Origin of the sequence: Haloferax gibbonsii ATCC 33959 (assembly GCF_000336775.1) — an archaeon.
Classification (GTDB): domain Archaea; phylum Halobacteriota; class Halobacteria; order Halobacteriales; family Haloferacaceae; genus Haloferax; species Haloferax gibbonsii.
On record NZ_AOLJ01000001.1, the window covers coordinates 54,965 to 70,194 of the forward strand.

General features: G+C 56.3%; 12 protein-coding genes and 4 pseudogenes. 6 read left to right on the top strand and 10 right to left on the bottom strand.

The annotated features are described in order from the left end of the window. Window positions 1-123: 123 nt before the first annotated feature. Window positions 124-330, bottom strand: a pseudogene (locus C454_RS19610) (IS5/IS1182 family transposase); the annotation flags it as partial. A gap of 371 nt (window positions 331-701) precedes the next feature. On the opposite strand from C454_RS19610, the pseudogene C454_RS20965 reads away from it, so the two are divergent. Together C454_RS20965 and C454_RS20970 are read left to right on the top strand one after the other, a co-directional pair. Next, window positions 702-881, top strand: a pseudogene (locus tag C454_RS20965) (cold shock domain-containing protein); the annotation flags it as partial. An 87-nt stretch (window positions 882-968) separates the two neighbouring features. After that, window positions 969-1,148, top strand: a pseudogene (locus tag C454_RS20970) (cold-shock protein); the annotation flags it as partial. Between the two features lie 116 nt (window positions 1,149-1,264). On the opposite strand, the gene C454_RS19620 reads toward C454_RS20970, so the two are convergent. Both C454_RS19620 and C454_RS00155 read right to left on the bottom strand, forming a co-directional pair. After that, window positions 1,265-2,479, bottom strand: coding sequence for an FHA domain-containing serine/threonine-protein kinase (locus C454_RS19620; RefSeq protein WP_081605160.1), 1,215 nt, complete (start codon window positions 2,477-2,479; stop codon window positions 1,265-1,267). Between the two features lie 614 nt (window positions 2,480-3,093). After that, a complete protein-coding gene (locus C454_RS00155) occupies window positions 3,094-3,849 on the bottom strand; it encodes a hypothetical protein (protein ID WP_152421495.1) in 756 nt (251 codons plus the stop codon). Between the two features lie 597 nt (window positions 3,850-4,446). On the opposite strand from C454_RS00155, the pseudogene C454_RS00160 reads away from it, so the two are divergent. Then, window positions 4,447-5,373, top strand: a pseudogene (locus C454_RS00160) (RNA-guided endonuclease InsQ/TnpB family protein); the annotation flags it as partial. 164 nt (window positions 5,374-5,537) lie between these two features. Here the strand turns inward: C454_RS00160 and C454_RS00165 are convergent. Continuing rightward, window positions 5,538-5,915 (bottom strand): zinc ribbon domain-containing protein, encoded by a 378-nt coding sequence (locus C454_RS00165; RefSeq protein WP_004971342.1) that lies wholly within the window; start codon window positions 5,913-5,915, stop codon window positions 5,538-5,540. A gap of 239 nt (window positions 5,916-6,154) precedes the next feature. Between C454_RS00165 and C454_RS20170 the strand changes: the two genes are divergently transcribed. Beyond that, the gene (locus C454_RS20170; protein WP_152421496.1) at window positions 6,155-6,358 is read left to right on the top strand and encodes a hypothetical protein; all 204 of its coding nucleotides are present in this window, start codon (window positions 6,155-6,157) and stop codon (window positions 6,356-6,358) included. A 21-nt stretch (window positions 6,359-6,379) separates the two neighbouring features. On the opposite strand, the gene C454_RS00170 is transcribed toward C454_RS20170, so the two are convergent. Further along, entirely contained in the window at window positions 6,380-7,201 is an 822-nt protein-coding gene (locus C454_RS00170) for an IS5 family transposase (protein ID WP_004971346.1), read from the bottom strand. A 125-nt stretch (window positions 7,202-7,326) separates the two neighbouring features. On the opposite strand from C454_RS00170, the gene C454_RS20175 reads away from it, so the two are divergent. Next, window positions 7,327-8,421, top strand: coding sequence for an FHA domain-containing protein (locus C454_RS20175; protein ID WP_152421497.1), 1,095 nt, complete (start codon window positions 7,327-7,329; stop codon window positions 8,419-8,421). 122 nt (window positions 8,422-8,543) lie between these two features. On the opposite strand, the gene C454_RS00180 is transcribed toward C454_RS20175, so the two are convergent. From C454_RS00180 to C454_RS00200, 5 genes are all read right to left on the bottom strand, one after another. Beyond that, complete coding sequence (locus C454_RS00180; RefSeq protein ID WP_004971350.1) at window positions 8,544-9,026, bottom strand: CAP domain-containing protein; 483 nt, start codon at window positions 9,024-9,026, stop codon at window positions 8,544-8,546. Window positions 9,027-9,050: 24 nt separating this feature from the next. Then, complete coding sequence (locus tag C454_RS00185; RefSeq protein ID WP_004971351.1) at window positions 9,051-10,559, bottom strand: protein phosphatase 2C domain-containing protein; 1,509 nt, start codon at window positions 10,557-10,559, stop codon at window positions 9,051-9,053. 1 nt (window position 10,560) lies between these two features. Continuing rightward, entirely contained in the window at window positions 10,561-11,796 is a 1,236-nt protein-coding gene (locus C454_RS00190; protein WP_004971352.1) for an FHA domain-containing serine/threonine-protein kinase, read from the bottom strand. Window positions 11,797-11,815: 19 nt separating this feature from the next. After that, a complete protein-coding gene (locus C454_RS00195) occupies window positions 11,816-13,045 on the bottom strand; it encodes a vWA domain-containing protein (RefSeq protein ID WP_004971353.1) in 1,230 nt (409 codons plus the stop codon). Window positions 13,046-13,210: 165 nt separating this feature from the next. Then, window positions 13,211-13,930, bottom strand: coding sequence for an FHA domain-containing protein (locus C454_RS00200; protein ID WP_152421498.1), 720 nt, complete (start codon window positions 13,928-13,930; stop codon window positions 13,211-13,213). 574 nt (window positions 13,931-14,504) lie between these two features. On the opposite strand from C454_RS00200, the gene C454_RS20180 reads away from it, so the two are divergent. Next, window positions 14,505-15,149, top strand: a complete 645-nt coding sequence (locus C454_RS20180) for a hypothetical protein (protein WP_152421499.1) — start codon at window positions 14,505-14,507, stop codon at window positions 15,147-15,149. The last annotated feature ends 81 nt before the right edge of the window (window positions 15,150-15,230 follow it).

Here is a 15,230-nt window from a genome sequence, read left to right on the forward strand (position 1 = left end):
ATTAATCCCCCAATATGTAGATTTATTCTACCGAATTGAATATTCAACAGTAGAGACATTAAACCATATGAGTTCTACAAACTCAGACTACTACTACAGTCGGATTATCGACATCTACAAATTTCTCATCGGGTCGTTTGCACTCACGCTACTCTCAAAGAAGACGGTCTCACACATCGATCGTTGGCGGTAGCGAGGCCCATCGACCCACGCGTTGTGCGCGTGGTTGATTGGCCGGAAGATGCGATGATTAAGCAGCGGTCTCACGTCCTCTTCTCGCAGTTTCTCGCGTAAATCCATTCAGTCGTAGCCTTTGTCAGCGGCGAGGCTGTGGAATGACGGTTCCCACTTGAGTGTTGGTGAGGGTGTTGACCGATTCGTCTTGGGATCATCAAATCTGTGAGTTGGGTTGGCCATCTGAAATGGCGCCATCAGTAGTTTCTGGGATAGTATGGGTGAGAAAATATCGGATTAACGATGGTTTCACCCGTCGCAGATAGGACTTCCGGTGAAGTATTTGCTGGTGATTGTGAAAGCAGTCAGACTACGCCGGGGGTCCCATGATTTGGCGAGAAATCCAGAGTGTACAGCAATTACCGGGCGGCTTAAGTGTATCCCAAGCAGAGTCCGCGGGTGGATTTTTCATAACAGTATTTTGGGGGTATCCTTTTCAGATAGTAAATGTATATGTTAACCTACTGATGGCCAACCAACTGAACTGCACCGGAACGGTTGACTTTTTGATCGATACTGGGTATTACGGGTTTTTGACTACAGATGACGTCAGAGAAGACGTCTTCTTCCACCTCGCGGATGTTGACTCAATGTCCACAGTCAAAGAGGGGGACTCAATACGATTCAGTTATGCGCAAGCTGAGAAAGGACCGAGAGTCATCGACATGGAGAAGACAATCACAGAACCGGCTGATCAACCGAATCAAGAAACACCACCCAGCTCCCCGAATCAACTGCCCGGTGAGATTACATTTTACAATGAGACTGGTGGGTACGGATTCATCTCAACTGACAGTGTTGAAGATGACGTGTTCTTCCACAGTAAAGACCACTCGATTGGGAGTATCGAAGAAGGTCGGTACGTCTTGTTCGAGTACGAACAAGCCGAGAAGGGACCGCGTGCAACCGATGTCCGCTATATGAACAGCGGTGACACCGCTAATGAAGAGACGGCTATCCATTCGGACAACACCGATAGAAAGGATGAAGCCACCAAAATCTTCGACCCAGACAATCAATAATCAGTAAGTCACTTGGCTGTCGAAAAGACGAGCTCAAACCCGTACTCAGGATCGACGGGAGAAATCGTGGTCCCGTCGGTGAGTATTGCACCTCCGTGTGGTTGGTCTGCAGTGCGGTCGATACGCCCGGCCGAAAGCTGTTGTTGATAGCCCTCATCACTCAGAATCCACGTCCACCCAGTGCCATCATTGATGTATGTGCCATTTAGACTGGTATCATACAACACCCACCGAGAACCATCCCACTCGATTCGAAATTGCTGTTCAGAGATGTGTTGTTGGCCATCTATGAGCTTGATCTCAGGCGTGGGTTCCTGCCCCAGTGGGCGGCCCACGCTGTCCCCTGGCGTAATCTCAACTGTAATGTCTCCCCGTGACTCCCTCAATACTGCAGTTCGCTTCGACAGCCCAGCAGCCGTTCGCAGTTGCTGGAGAAGTTCACCGCCATCTGATGGGCGTGCAGCAGGGTCACGTTTTGTTGCCGACTGAATCACCTTAGAGACTGACTGCGTACAGGACGCACCATCGCTTCGGGGATCAAGTCCACTTGCGGGCGTCTCGTCCAAGTCGTATGACTGCCCCGTTAACAAATAGTGAATCGTCTTACCAGCACTGTAGACATCTGACCAAGCACCTGTCTCGGCATTGCGAAGGTCAGTTGGTGCCAGCTCAGGCGGTGTATATCGATCGGCATAAAACAGCGTTGAATCGCCTGTGAAGCTTCGGACACTGGTGTTGAAATCAACTAGGGCAAGCGTCCCATCCTCTCGATGACGGATGTTTTTGGGCTTGACATCGAGGTGGAGGATCTGATTCAGGTGGATGAACGCCATCATCTGTGCTACAGCAAAGAGAGGATGCGACTCGGATCGCGTATCCACTTCTCCGCTCTGCGATGAGCGCAGGTCGTCGAGGTCTCCTCCGGAGATGTACTCCAATGCGATATACGGGCCTGTTCGAGTGAATTGTGCGTTGACAAGATGGGCGATACATGACGCCGTCATGGACCCCGACAGGTACCTAAGAATGCTCTTTTCTTGCTCAAACCGTGTTTCGACCACCGAACGATCATGTGAGGAGTCATCAGGGAGTTTGAGCGCGATAGACTCGCCAGTGTAATCATCATGGGCTTTCCACACCGTTGCAAACCCCCCACTCCCGACTTGTGTAAGAAGCTCAAATCGGGAGTCAACTATATCACCATGACTGAGATTCCATGTCATGGCAATTATGAGACCGTGGTAGAACAGCCAACGGAAGTTACATACTGAAATGATCGACCGATGTAGACATTCTCGGACATTTTCTATGAGATCTGATTCCCGCACCCCGGACAATAATTCACTGGCCCAGAGGTGGGCAGTTCCGTGCCACAGGCAGAACAGTAGTTTATGTTGGATGACGACCGGAAACCTCGGTAAAGCTTGGTGTCCTCGTTCGTAGTATCGATATTGTCTTCGATAGTTGCTGGATACTCCGATTCGGGCATGGTTATACTCGAATCAATATGTCTCATTGCACGTTGGATTCGGTCGACAACTGTTTTATTCGGGCGCATATTTACCACAGATTCGAGCGCGTCGCGAATCTTGAGAGCTGTGTGTGGCTCAGCATATGCGAGCTTGACTGCGGCGTCGGACGCATAGATCTGTTCAGTATCGTCCCCGCTAAGGAGATGACATTTCACCGCTTTCAGATGTTTTGGCTTACCAACCTGTCGTGGACTCTTCACAGCTATTTTCTTGAGTGACTTCGCGGATTTCATACCGATAACTAGCTCATTCTATCAGTAGACATGTGCGGCATCTTTAGTGTAATCCCATTTCTGTCACCACCCTCACGTTGAGTTTCCACATTGCGGGCAGAACTCCGGGTCATTGTATTGTGACAAGTCGGCGTCACACTGTGAGCAGGTTGAACTGCTGAACAAGCCCCAGATTCCTGAGGAAAACAGCAGACTGGCTGCACTCCAGAATCCAATCGTGTACACCAGCGATCCGAGGAGGAGTATCGCAATTTCGCTGGCAAGACTGAAACTATAGATTTGGCCGCCGGCGACTCCAAGCGCGATTCCGCCAGTAACACCGAGATTCGTGTCTGCTTGGACCTTGCGAAGCCGCCACCGGACAGAAATGAGCGTTAACACCACGACGAGCACCGTATACACAAGCGAGAGATTGTACCAGAGGCTCCCAATGAAGGGCCCGTCAATGAGGATTTTGAGGAGGAGTGAGACCCCCAGAGTTGTTATAAAGAATACCACGAGAATGTGGCGAACTTTCGTGAATACACTTGATGAATAGTACCCACCGCGGAAGAACGTGAGTAACCGGACGAAGATGAGTACGGCCGCTGCTCCTTCGACCGCTCGAAACAGGATGAACAGATAGGTTCCGTACAGGCCAAAGTTGCCTTGGATCAGTGATAGCGCAATAAAAAAGTAGCCTAAACCCAGCCCAAGAACGCCGACAAGCCGTTCACGCCGAGTATACTGTGAGTAGAGCCCTTGCTGCTTCACAGCGTTGATGACGACTCCCAAGAACATCGACTCGATGCCCAGCGTAATCAACCAGACTGGCAGGGTACTCGGCACCGGGTCTGTAATGGCACTAATTTGGAAAATCATATGTTATTCTGTTGAAACGATTAGCCAGAACGTTCGTGCACACACTACCAACGGTATCACTACCGCACCAGCGGCGATGGCAATGGTCGTGAGTTCGGTAATAACGGGAAACCGATCCATTCCTTCGAAGAGCATCAATACGATTGACGCACTAAGGAGGAATCGAAGCCGCTGATTCTGTCTGAGATTCGGGATATGGTGCGTCCCCAAGACAGTCATTGCGACGACACAGAGGGCGAGACCAATTTGTCGCAAGAGTGCTGGGTCCCACTGTGTAATTGGCGCTACCATATAGGCACAAATAATCTCTGCAGTGGATATAATATCTGGGGGGAAGCCAGCACGACAACTGTGGGCACTGTCCCGTCAAAGGATGTGTCGAACGGTGAAAGAACGAGAAGCGAGTGAGATAGCCGGCTCTGTTGAAACCCTCTTGCCGTCTTGCGATTTGTTGAGAGACTAGTTTTCACTGTGATTCACGGAAACTAGCCAGAAAGAGCGCTCTCTGCAATGTCAACGCTGAAGGATTTCAACAGAGCCAGATAGCCGGATTTTACGTCGTAGAGTATGCTTTATGACATACGGAGCGCCACATTCTACCAGCACGAAGTCTCACTCTCGACTGTCAACGGGCGTGTCGAGTGTGACTTCGAACTTCTCTCTGACAGTCCAACATCATACGAGCGGTACGTGCTGTCAGAAGAGTTCAAGCTCCGTGCGAGCACGCTCCAGTAGGACGCAGTTGCCGACGTATTCTACATCCATATCACCACACGGAAGTGCGAATCTGAAGAGGACGACGGTGACGAAGCAGAGGATTCAGAAGATACTGAGCATCAAAGAGTCTTCGGTATCGACCTCGGCGTTAACAGTCTCACCGTCTCTTCTACTGAACGCTTCTGGCAAGGAGACGACTACCACCACTGGTGTCGTGAGTTCGAGAAGTGACGCGGTGAGATACAATAGCGCGGCACGCAAGCCGCGCACAATGATTCACTTCGGCAAGCGCGAAGAGACATGGCGGAAACAGTACATCCACACCGTCGCCAACGAACCCGTCACCGAAGCCGTTGAACACGACTGCGACGTAACGGTGTTCGAGGAGTTGACTGAAATCCGTGAACAATTCCTACAGGCGAAGTGGCACCACGTCTGGGCGTTCCGACGCCTGTTCAAGTACGTCGAGTAGAAAGCCCCTGAACAGGGTGTTTCCGTGAAGCAGGTCTGCCCAAATTACACCTCTCAATGCTGTTCTCGGATGGATTGCGGGTTCACACATGAGGCCAAGCTCCATGAAGAACACTTCCAATGCCAGAAGTGTGGGCACGAAGTGAATGCGGACTACAACGTCGCGACATCGGGACGCGGTACGCTCAGAAGCGAACACACAGACTCCGTTCCTCGCCCAAGTCGGGAGGCGGAGACGCACCAGTAGACGTGCGTGTAAGCGGTGGAACGTTGAACGGCGGGGGGTCACCAGTCTATTACTAGAGACTGATTGCCGGTCGCTCTCGACTCGAGACCACCACACTCTGTCGAGTGCTGCCCGGACCACGCTGTGAGTATGGCCAAAGATTGCGGCAGTCCAGTGTTGGTAGCCGCCAGCGGCCCATGTAACGCCCCCTTCTGCGGGAGACTACGCAGCACCAGTGGCGTCAGATTTCGGTTCCACAACTTGGGCAGAAGGAAACCGAGGTGAACTCCTCCAGGCTGATTCCACAGGACGGGCAGAATGAGATGTCGACGCCACTATCCGACGGTGCCGTTTCGGTAGGCGTACCGTCGTAGACGTTCGTCTTGGGCGGGTCGGTCGCTCCGCCCCTGTACACTTGCGTGTCACTGGATTGCCTGCTCTGTCCGGATCCGAACGTCGACTCCGGCCCCAGCGCGTAGGCAGTGAGCGTCGGTCCGGCGGCGTACAGCGCACCGGCAGACGTGACATGGAGCGTTCCGTCGTCTAGATACTTCTCGACTGATCCGGTATCTCTGTCTAGGAGGTAGTTGCCGTAGATGACCCGTTCGCTTCCAGTCATCATGCGTGAGAAGCCACTACCGGTAAATTTCCATTGTGGACGTCCCATTGCGTCGTCGAAGCCGAAAAGTGTCTCACGGCCAACTCCCATGAGAGGTTCCGCTGCGGTTTTGAAAAATTGGCTCTGTTGAAGTCCTATTGGATCGACACCTTTCTCTCTGAAGCAGTTGTTGGGTAGAACTGCGAACCAATCGCCGATTCTGGCACAGTTTTTTATTTATCCGATAGCATCTTCCGAGTATGAACGACCAACTCAAGTGGGGGATTGGGACTCTCATTCTTGGCGCAGTCGGTCTTACTCTTCTCGGAATTACTGGTGCATTTCAGAACCCACTTGGGCCAGAGATACAAAACAGACCAGTTAATTTGGTTGCAGTTGGTGGTAGCCTCCTTCTCGTTATCTCTGGAGTCGAAACAGTCGTACAATCTCGACGGCCTGATTAGTGTGCCAGCTCTGTAGAATGTTCAGAGTGTCTTGTCGATGTTGTGGGTGAGACAGCCAATAACGAGTTCACGGAACTGCTTCCACCAGCGTCGTAAGCGGACGAATGCGCCGTATTTCCGTTTGAGACGAGAGTTCACCGTCTCGTTCTGACTACGTTGCCCGTAGAGGTCAGCGTCAAGCCGGGAGTTCCACGCCTTGTGGAGCGGCGAAAATTCTCGATGCTTGATGACCGGACGAATATCATCTTCACGAGCTAATGCACGAATCTTCTGGTCATCGTACCCCTTGTCACCGAGGAGAATCGCTACTTCGTCGGTATTCCGCTTGATGAGCGACGGCGCGATCTTCGAGTCGTGTTTTCGTGTCGTCGTTACGTGTACGTCGAGAATCGCGTTCGACCTTGTGTCCACAGGAAGCGTGACTTTCAACTGCTGAATCGTCAGCTTCGCTCGCTTTGTATAGTGTTTCGAGGCGTGACTCCGGTCGAACCCCGAGGCATCAATCCCGACGACACCGTTGGTCGGAAGGAGTGCGACTGAGAGGTTGAGCAGGACGCGCCAAACCGCCATATCGAGGCGATTGAACGCCTTACACAACGTCGAGGGGGATGGGAGTTCCTCAAGATCGATGGCGCTTCGAATCCGAGGCATCTCGATCAGCTCGTCGAGAAGCATCCGGTACGTCGTATTCTTTCGTACCTTGAGACAGAGCAAAACGATGTGCTGGTGAAGTGTGTACCGCTGCTTCGAGAACTTCGACGAGTAGCGAGCAACCGCACGACGAGCCAAGTGATACGCCTGCTCAACGAACCGAAGCAACTGCGACTTTGGGAGGGCCTGCATTCGGTCAAACTACCGCTCGAATCTGTAATTCTCTGAGGATTTCAACAGAGCCTTATTTATCCACACGTCGACAACTCTCGCCCGTGCCTAGTTGACTAAACAGAGCCGACCTTCCACCAGTATACGTGAGTGAGGCCGGGTACGACGACATGGGTGAGATACTGACCAATCTCGGGGTGAACCACTCGTCTCTCTCCGCGGTCGACCTGAGCAACGCGGAGCAATCCATCCTCATGGTGAACTGCCACCAGAAGTGGCGAAACGACGCCGCAAGCACGGCAATGAGTGTGCTCCAGGAACTCGGAGCGGGCTCCGGGTCGTCCCTCGGTGACGTTGTGAAGGGGCTGGCTTCCGGGGTCAGCGGTGGTTCGCTGGCCGCCTTCGAAGAGTTCATTTCTGAGGGGAGCGCGGCGCTCATATCGGACTACGCCGGCGAACTGTTGACCGAGTTCACATCGGCAAACTTCGATACCAACACCCAGAGCAAGATCATCACGGCGAGTGTCGAAGACGACGAACTGGTCGAGCTGCTCGGCCGACAGACCATCGACCTCGAATTCGACCTCGATGGGTGGTACAAGCCCACCTCAATGCCGTCTGGGAGCCAGCCGCTCATTCGAAACCAAGTGACTGGGGACATACTTGCGTACAAGTTCCCCGTGTCTAGGGGAACTGTCGTGTACACGGCATTCCACAATCACGCACAGACGACGGAGCTGGAACGTGCCCTCCTCCGGTTGCTCGTCATGGTCCCGATAGCGGAGTCCACCGGAACGAGCATCAAGCAGACCTACACGACCATCACCGGCGATACGAGCGTCCAGCAGGGGGGGGACGGTGATCAAAGACGACGACGCGGGCATGGGGACGACGCCCGCGCCCGGACAGTCGAGCGAAACCGGGCTGCCGACGACCACCGTCGAACTCGACGTCGTCGGCGGCGAGTCGGTCACCGAACACCTCACCGTCGGGCAGTCGGCGCAGGTCGGTCGGAACGACTTCGCCGGCCAGGTGTCGGACCAAGACCGGCAGTACATCTCGGGAACCCACCTGGACGTCAGCGTGCCATCCCCGGGAACCGTCGAGGTGAGGGCTTGAACAGTTCGAACGGAACCACGGTGAACGGCGTGGACATTTCCGACGGCGAACCGCGGGAGGTAAGCAACGGCGCGGAGCTAGAACTCGCCGGCACGGCCACCGTGGTCGTCCGAGTCTCCTGATTGACGCCGGAGACGGGTCGGCTTTCGGGGGCGGCACGGGCGCCCCGGAGACCTGTCCACCGGCGGTGTGCGTACCACCGACCACCGGGCGCGCCTGGATAGACGATGGCCGCGAAGCCCGCTCAGGCGAAGTTCTGGGTGACGTACAGCCGGACCGTGTCCGACCCGGACCCCGACGCGTCGATGGCAGCACCGACACCCTCGCGTTCCCACTTCTGTCCCAGGACGTTCCGCCGGTGTCCCGCGGAGCCCATCCAGCCGTCGACCACGGTTCGGGCCAGTTCGGTCACGGCCCTCGCTCGGCGTCGTTCGGAGACGCCTTCGATCCGGGAGAGACGGAAGGTTCGGCGGGAGATGTTCTCGCCACACCGGCGTCGCCGCTGAGTGGACGACCAGTAGCCGTGAGAGACGTATCGGTCGAAGGCGCTACGGCCGTCGGGCGTCGTGTGTGAGAAGAACCTACGGTCCGCCATGGCCTCGCTGTGGGCGCGGGCGATGCGCTCGAGGTCCTTGTCGTACGCGAGTTCGGAGAGTCCGTGGTCCGTCCGAACCTCGTTGACGAAGTGGTGAACCAGCGTCTCAACGTGGATTGGCTCGGTGTCCATCGATGTGCGGACTCGGGAGCGGAGTCACAACTCGATCGTAAAGACGTTCTCTTCGGCCACGTCGCCGAGAGCGATGACGTCGCCGTCGCGCAACACAGGCGTCTCCGTCTCCCGTACCCGTTCCCACTCGTCGTTCGACGAGTGGCAGTAGTAGGTGCCGTTCATCGATCGGTCGAGAAACACCACGCCGTCGTCCGTGACGGAGACCTGCGCGTGCACCCGCGATGCATCGGTCAAGGCGCCGACTTCGACGTCGGCGCGTCTGCTCCGGCCGATGGTCTCACCGTCGGCGACGACGTACGACTCGGAGACAGAGGCCAAGCGCACGAGCGAGCCGTTTCCCTGTGGGGCCTCGTCGGAGCCACCGCTCTCCCCGGTCGAATCACCGGCGGAGTCGGGCGCCGGATCCGACTGACTCTCCGTCGCGCCGGCGGTCTCGTCCTCTGCGGTGAGGATGGTCGTCTCCCGTTGGGCCACGTCGGCCGCGGGGTCGGCCTCGGCGGACTCCTCGAATCCCCGCGCGGGCAGGTCCTCCGGCGTTGGCGGGAGGTCCGACCCTGACGCGAGGATCACGGCGATGTTGTCCTTCCCGCCCTTCTCGTTGGAGAACTCGATGAACCGCTCGGCGGCCGCGTCGAGGGAGTCACTGGAGACCACAATCTCCCGGATGTCGTCGTCGGTGACGACCGTCTCGCGGATCGTCTGGGCGACGTCCTCGACCTGGTCGCCGTACGCCGCCTGATACTGGCGGTTGAGGGAGTCGATGTCGGGATAGGCGTCTATCAGGCCGTCGCTGGTGAACAGAACGACGTCGTCCTCGTAGAGCGACACCGAGTCGGTGTCGACTTCGACGCCGTCCGTCGGGTCGCTCAGTGACGTGCCGCCGACCGCTCGCTGGATCAGGTTGCTGTTCGTGTGAACCATCCCTTCGACCTCGGAGATGGCTCCTGCGTCCAGGAGCTGCTGGACCTCTGAGTGGTCTTTCGTCAGCGGTGAGATGCGCTCCGCGGCCGTATTGACCACGTACGCCCGACTGTCGCCCACCCAGCCGTAGTGGAGGCGATTTCCGTCGTAGATCCCCGCCACGACCGTCGTGTACGCGCGGAACGGGTTGTTCGGGTCGACATCGTCCGGTTCCGACGCCCGCGCGTATTCGATGATCCGTCGCTGTGCGGCCTGGACGGCGTCGTCGATCGCCGCGGTCGGAGACCGCTCGTCGCCCGTGTCGAGGATCCTCTCCGGAAAGTCGACGCCAACCCCGTCAGGATTGCCGGCGAGTCGGTCGACGACGTACTCAGAGAGGTGTTTGCTGATGGTCGACGTCGCTAGGTACGACGCGACGTCACCTGCGTCTTCACCGCCGGCACCGTCGGCCAAAACGAACAGGCCAACCTCGCGGTTAGTGTCCCGGTGGTTGTCCGTAAACGAGAGGACCGACACGCTGTCCTCGTTGACGTATGCTTCGGCCGGTGGGAGCCGTTCGTTTTGCTCGCTCTTGCGCTTGCCGATGTCACAGCTGCTCGTGTAGTACATGTTAGTTCTCACCTTGGAAAATGAACCACGGGCTCTCGTCGTAGTTCGGGTCGACCAGAACGAAGGTGTCGCCGGGGGTCAGGCGCTTCGAATCCGTCGTCGCCTCAACGGTCCGACCTTTGCTCCGATACCGCTGTTGCCCGTCGGGCGACAATAGCCACTCCCAGTCGCCGTCGGACGAGTCGCCGGAGGGGTTGAGGTAGGTCCCGTTCGTGCTCTCGTCTTCGAGCCACCAGTTCCCCGAGGCGTCCCGCGAGAGCCGACAGTGGACGCGCGAGACGTACTCCGCGGAGACGGTGGTGTTCGTCGGCGGATCCTCGTCACGGCCGATGGTGTGTCCGTCCTTTATGTCGTACGTGCCGTTGCCCACCTCAAACAGTTTGGCGGTGATTGGCGGACTCGGGTCCTGCCGTTCCAGAGCGTGTTTCAGCCCCGTCGCGCTGCTGTACCGGTCGTCCGGGTCCGTGGCCGTGGCCCGGGCGACGATCTCGTCCATGTAGTCCGGACAGGAGGTCGACCCCACGTCGCTGGGTCGTAACCCGTCCGTGCCGAAATCCTGGTTCGTGAGCATGAAGAAGATCGTCTTCCCGAGGGAGTAGACGTCGCTCCAGGGACCCTGGTCGCCCTGTCCCGAGTTGACGATCTCCGGGGGCTTGAACTGTTCGTAGCCGCCGACGTCGGTCGGGTCGACCACGCCGGAGCCTCCGTTTTGTTTCGTCGGGGAGATGGCCGCCAGATCGACCTCCTTGACCGTGGTGAAGTCGATGACCGTCGGGTTGTCCAGCCCGTCCAGGATGACGTTGTCCGGCTTGAGGTCCCGGTAGACCAGCTCGTGCTGGTGGAGAAACGACACCGCATCGCAGATTTCGATGCCGATCTGTCGCGCCTTCTCCACCGGGAGGCCGCCGTTCCGTTCGACGACGTCGCCAAGTTCGTCACCAGATACGAAGTCGACGACCAAACAGAGACTACCGTTCTGTGTCACCGTGTCGATGAGGTTCATCAGGTTCGGGTGACCACCGACCTGACGGATCTTGGACAGCGCCTGCTCCTCCCGGCTGACGTACTTGTCTAGGATGGTTTCGTTGACCTGGCCGTACCGTGGGATCTTGATGGCCACCTGGTCACCGGTGGTGGTATCCTCGGCAAGCCAGACGTTACCGAACCCGCCCACGCCGAGTTGGTCTTTCAGTACGTAGTTCCCGAGACGGGAGCCTTTCGATGGAGTGATGCCCATTGTGTGATGCCGGTAGTGGTCAGTTGAACTGGTTCTCGTCGGGGACTTCCGTCGCTTTCTGTTTGGACCTCTTCGCTTGTTCGGGGTCGTTCTGTCCGTTCTCGACGTTCGTGACGCTGGTCCGGAGGTTCGAGGCAATCTGCGTGTCGCCGGCGACGGTTTCGATGAGTTCCGTCTTCTGCCTCGCCTCGTCGATTGCCGCCTGCGTGTCTGCACCCGCTAACACGGTGCGGGCGTCGGCGTCCTGGAACCGTGCCCAGACGCCAAGGTTGCGCTGTTGCAACAGCGACGTGTCCCCGGTGTAATCGATAACCAGGTCTGACGACACCGATTCCTGGCCTGCGTCGAGATGGACGTCTCCGAGTTTGACCGTTCCGTCGGACCGGGCTGGCACTTCGAGTTTGAACATCACTTGCTGTTGCTGGCGGTTCAGTAGGTCTGGGAGCGCCACGGCGAAGGTGCCGTTCCCTCCCTGCAGATTGACTTCCTGAACCTGCGGGCGCCGTCGGCAGGCCTTGATGACCTCGACGCCCGCTACGGACTCGATACGAACTTGCGGGTTGCTGATCCGGGTCTTGCCGGCGTCCTCGATCGACTTTCCGAAAAAGTTCAGCACCTCGCTGGCCCCACTAACATGGTCCCACCGGCCCTGCGAGTCCTCGCCGATAGTCTTTATCGTCGGCTGGTCGTAACCATCGCCCAGCCCCGCAGAGATGACAGAGATGCCCTTGTCCCCAATCTCAGTAGCTAGGGGTTCGAAGTCGGGTGCTTCCTTGTCGTTGTCACTACCGTCAGACAGCAACAGGATGCGCTTGGTCGTTGTCTGCCCACTTGGGAGGTTGAGGAGCATATCTCGGGACTTCTCAAGTGCACCGTAAATGTCCGTCCCGCCTGAGGCGTCGATCCGATCGATGCGGCCTCTGACGTCGTCAAGGTCAAGGTTACTGAACTTCGCGATGTCTTGTTCCACCTCTGCCGTACTCGAAAAGGAGATGATTCCGAGGTGGTCATTGTCGTTGAGTAAGCCGAGCACGTTCTTGGCCCCCTCCCGCGCCTGCTCAATCTTCTCCGTGGTGCCACTAGTAAAAACCGAGCCCATGGAGCCACTACGGTCGATGCAGATGACGATCTGTCGGGCGGCAGTCCCGGGTTGATTCCCGGGGTCGATATCGACTTCGGTGAAGACGGTCGACCGTTCGTCGGTTGGCACGTACGGACGGTCAAGGTCGACGTTCATTGTGATCGTCATTCTATCGCAGATTTATCATTCCAATTATTTAATCATTTTGGCTCGACAGGTTCGAATGGCAGACGAAGAAACAGATCGAAAGTCGCGGGCGCCACGAGGTCACCCACCCAGGAGTTCCGCGGGCACTCTTGGGCGGACAGACGGAGAGACCGAGGCGTCGGTCGGCTAGTTCTTCATCACAACCTCGGCCGTCACAGCGCCCGCCCCGAGTTCGATCGTATCGCCGTCAGCGAGTTCTCGTTCTTCGCCTTGCGGGAAGTCATCCCCGTTGTATCTTGTAGGGTTGCGTCCTTGGTTCTCGACGTAGCAGGTATCGCCGTCGACACGGAACGCGAGGTAGTCGCGGTGGATCTGCAGGGCAGTATTCTGGTCCACACCCTGTTGCTGGGCGGCACGCCGTGCATCCGTGCCGAAGACATCCGGGCTCTTCTGGTCGTCGTTCACGGTGTTCTGTCCGTCGGTGATGACGCCGTACTCGCTGGACCCGATAGCGAGCGCGACCGACGGGGCCGTGTCGCCACCGTTCGACCCTCCGGTATCGACCTGCTCCCCACACGTTGAGCAGAACTGGTCGGACTGGTCGACCTCGTGCCCGTTCGGACAGGTTAGTGAGTCGGAAAATTCCTCGTCGCGGCCCGACCCACAGTCAGAGCAGAAGCCTTCACCCTGAGAGATGACACCGCCACAGCTCGGGTCAGGGCAGGCTATCTCCGGCGCCGTGGGTGTGGTCTGTTCACCGCCACCGCCGCCGCCGTTGCTGTCACCGGAGTTAGTGTTCTGCGTGACGTCGGGGTGGGGTGTGCCACACTCCGGACAAGAGCCCCCGTGTTTCGCTCCGTCGAACGTCTCGTCGCAGTCGGGCCGCACACATTCAACTGAACCCATATATAGTTTCTATCACTTGCCAGCTATATTCTTTGTGCTCAGTTCTACTGTGATCTCGAACCCAGCGAACACCGAAGTCTCGCCCACGCAGAAACCGGACATCGATGTGGAGAGCGGCGAAACGTGAGAACACTCATACTCGCTGATGTACCGGCTGCACTCGACGAGATGACCGAGAATCGGATATGAATATTTGACGAGACCAGCGTCATCGGGTACGACCGCATGACTGGTCGCGAAGTGCTCTAGTATACGGTTGGTGGTGACGCTTTCTTTTACACGGAGCCATCCGTGGTTAGTCGCTCAGCCAGACCGACTAAACGCGGTTCTCAACCTCGAAACGGGTGATGTTCGATACGAGTCGTCGGGAACCAACAGGGGGTTCGTGCCTCGATTCTTCGAGAATCACATCGGCGAGACGGAGAGGCGATTCGTTCTCGCGGACGATTCGGAAAAGCGTGAGCGACGTCTGCAGGAGACTGACACCGAGAGCGACTCACACGACCGAATTCGCTTAACTAGACAGTACCTGTCCATCCAATTTATGTAGTTATAGTAGTATTATAGATTCACTATGGTTACGCTCAGGATTTCACCGATTCGGATTGTCTATATTGTTGTGGGGATTTTTTTGCTTCTCGTTCTTGCTGATACTCCTGCACAGGGAATATATTCGGATGTGTACACTGCCGTTGATGGATTCGGACTGGTTGGTCGTTCACCGAGTTCAGCGGCAGTTGAGATCGAACGAGGAGAGATGACAGATATTTCTGTTCTGGCGGGCGTCTTGAAAGGCTTTGAATACCTAATATATTTTATATTTATGTTTGTTTTGATAATATTACTTTTAATGCAAAGCAAAGATACTAGGATAAAGTATATAACTTCGACTGTCGGAAGTGCTGAAATAAGACTCTATGAGGTCTCTAGTCCATCTCAACCATCCGGTTACGATGGAAACCTTCTGTTTGCGCTCTTCCCTGCGTTCGGCCTATTCGCTTTCGCAGGATTATTATCAAATTTTATGACCATCATTTTTATTGCTGTTATTGTAGCGTTCGCTACGCGTACAATACTGACGGTGATATATTTCCCTGCTGTCCCAGACTCGAGCACAAGTGAGACGCGAAAAAACGGGGAGGAGGGAAAAACTAGTGATGGTACAGCGAGCGCCTCGTCCACTGCGATCAATAGGACCACAGAGATATTCAGAAAGTAAAAATAATAATTCCATTTTTGTGGTTACTGTGGGAACAAATTCTAACAAAAAATCGAGCTACTGTCCCAATGCGGCGAAAAT

What these genes read in the sequence shown, in the direction of transcription:
- C454_RS20170 (WP_152421496.1), top strand. Translation starts at nt 6,155, where the DNA reads ATGAACGACCAACTCAAGTGGGGGATTGGGACTCTCATTCTTGGCGCA.
- C454_RS19620 (WP_081605160.1), bottom strand. Translation starts at nt 2,479, where the DNA reads ATGACATGGAATCTCAGTCATGGTGATATAGTTGACTCCCGATTTGAG.
- C454_RS20180 (WP_152421499.1), top strand. Translation starts at nt 14,505, where the DNA reads ATGGTTACGCTCAGGATTTCACCGATTCGGATTGTCTATATTGTTGTG.
- C454_RS00190 (WP_004971352.1), bottom strand. Translation starts at nt 11,796, where the DNA reads ATGGGCATCACTCCATCGAAAGGCTCCCGTCTCGGGAACTACGTACTG.
- C454_RS00195 (WP_004971353.1), bottom strand. Translation starts at nt 13,045, where the DNA reads ATGACGATCACAATGAACGTCGACCTTGACCGTCCGTACGTGCCAACC.
- C454_RS00165 (WP_004971342.1), bottom strand. Translation starts at nt 5,915, where the DNA reads ATGACTGGAAGCGAACGGGTCATCTACGGCAACTACCTCCTAGACAGA.
- C454_RS00180 (WP_004971350.1), bottom strand. Translation starts at nt 9,026, where the DNA reads ATGGACACCGAGCCAATCCACGTTGAGACGCTGGTTCACCACTTCGTC.
- C454_RS00200 (WP_152421498.1), bottom strand. Translation starts at nt 13,930, where the DNA reads ATGGGTTCAGTTGAATGTGTGCGGCCCGACTGCGACGAGACGTTCGAC.
- C454_RS00185 (WP_004971351.1), bottom strand. Translation starts at nt 10,559, where the DNA reads ATGTACTACACGAGCAGCTGTGACATCGGCAAGCGCAAGAGCGAGCAA.
- C454_RS00170 (WP_004971346.1), bottom strand. Translation starts at nt 7,201, where the DNA reads ATGCAGGCCCTCCCAAAGTCGCAGTTGCTTCGGTTCGTTGAGCAGGCG.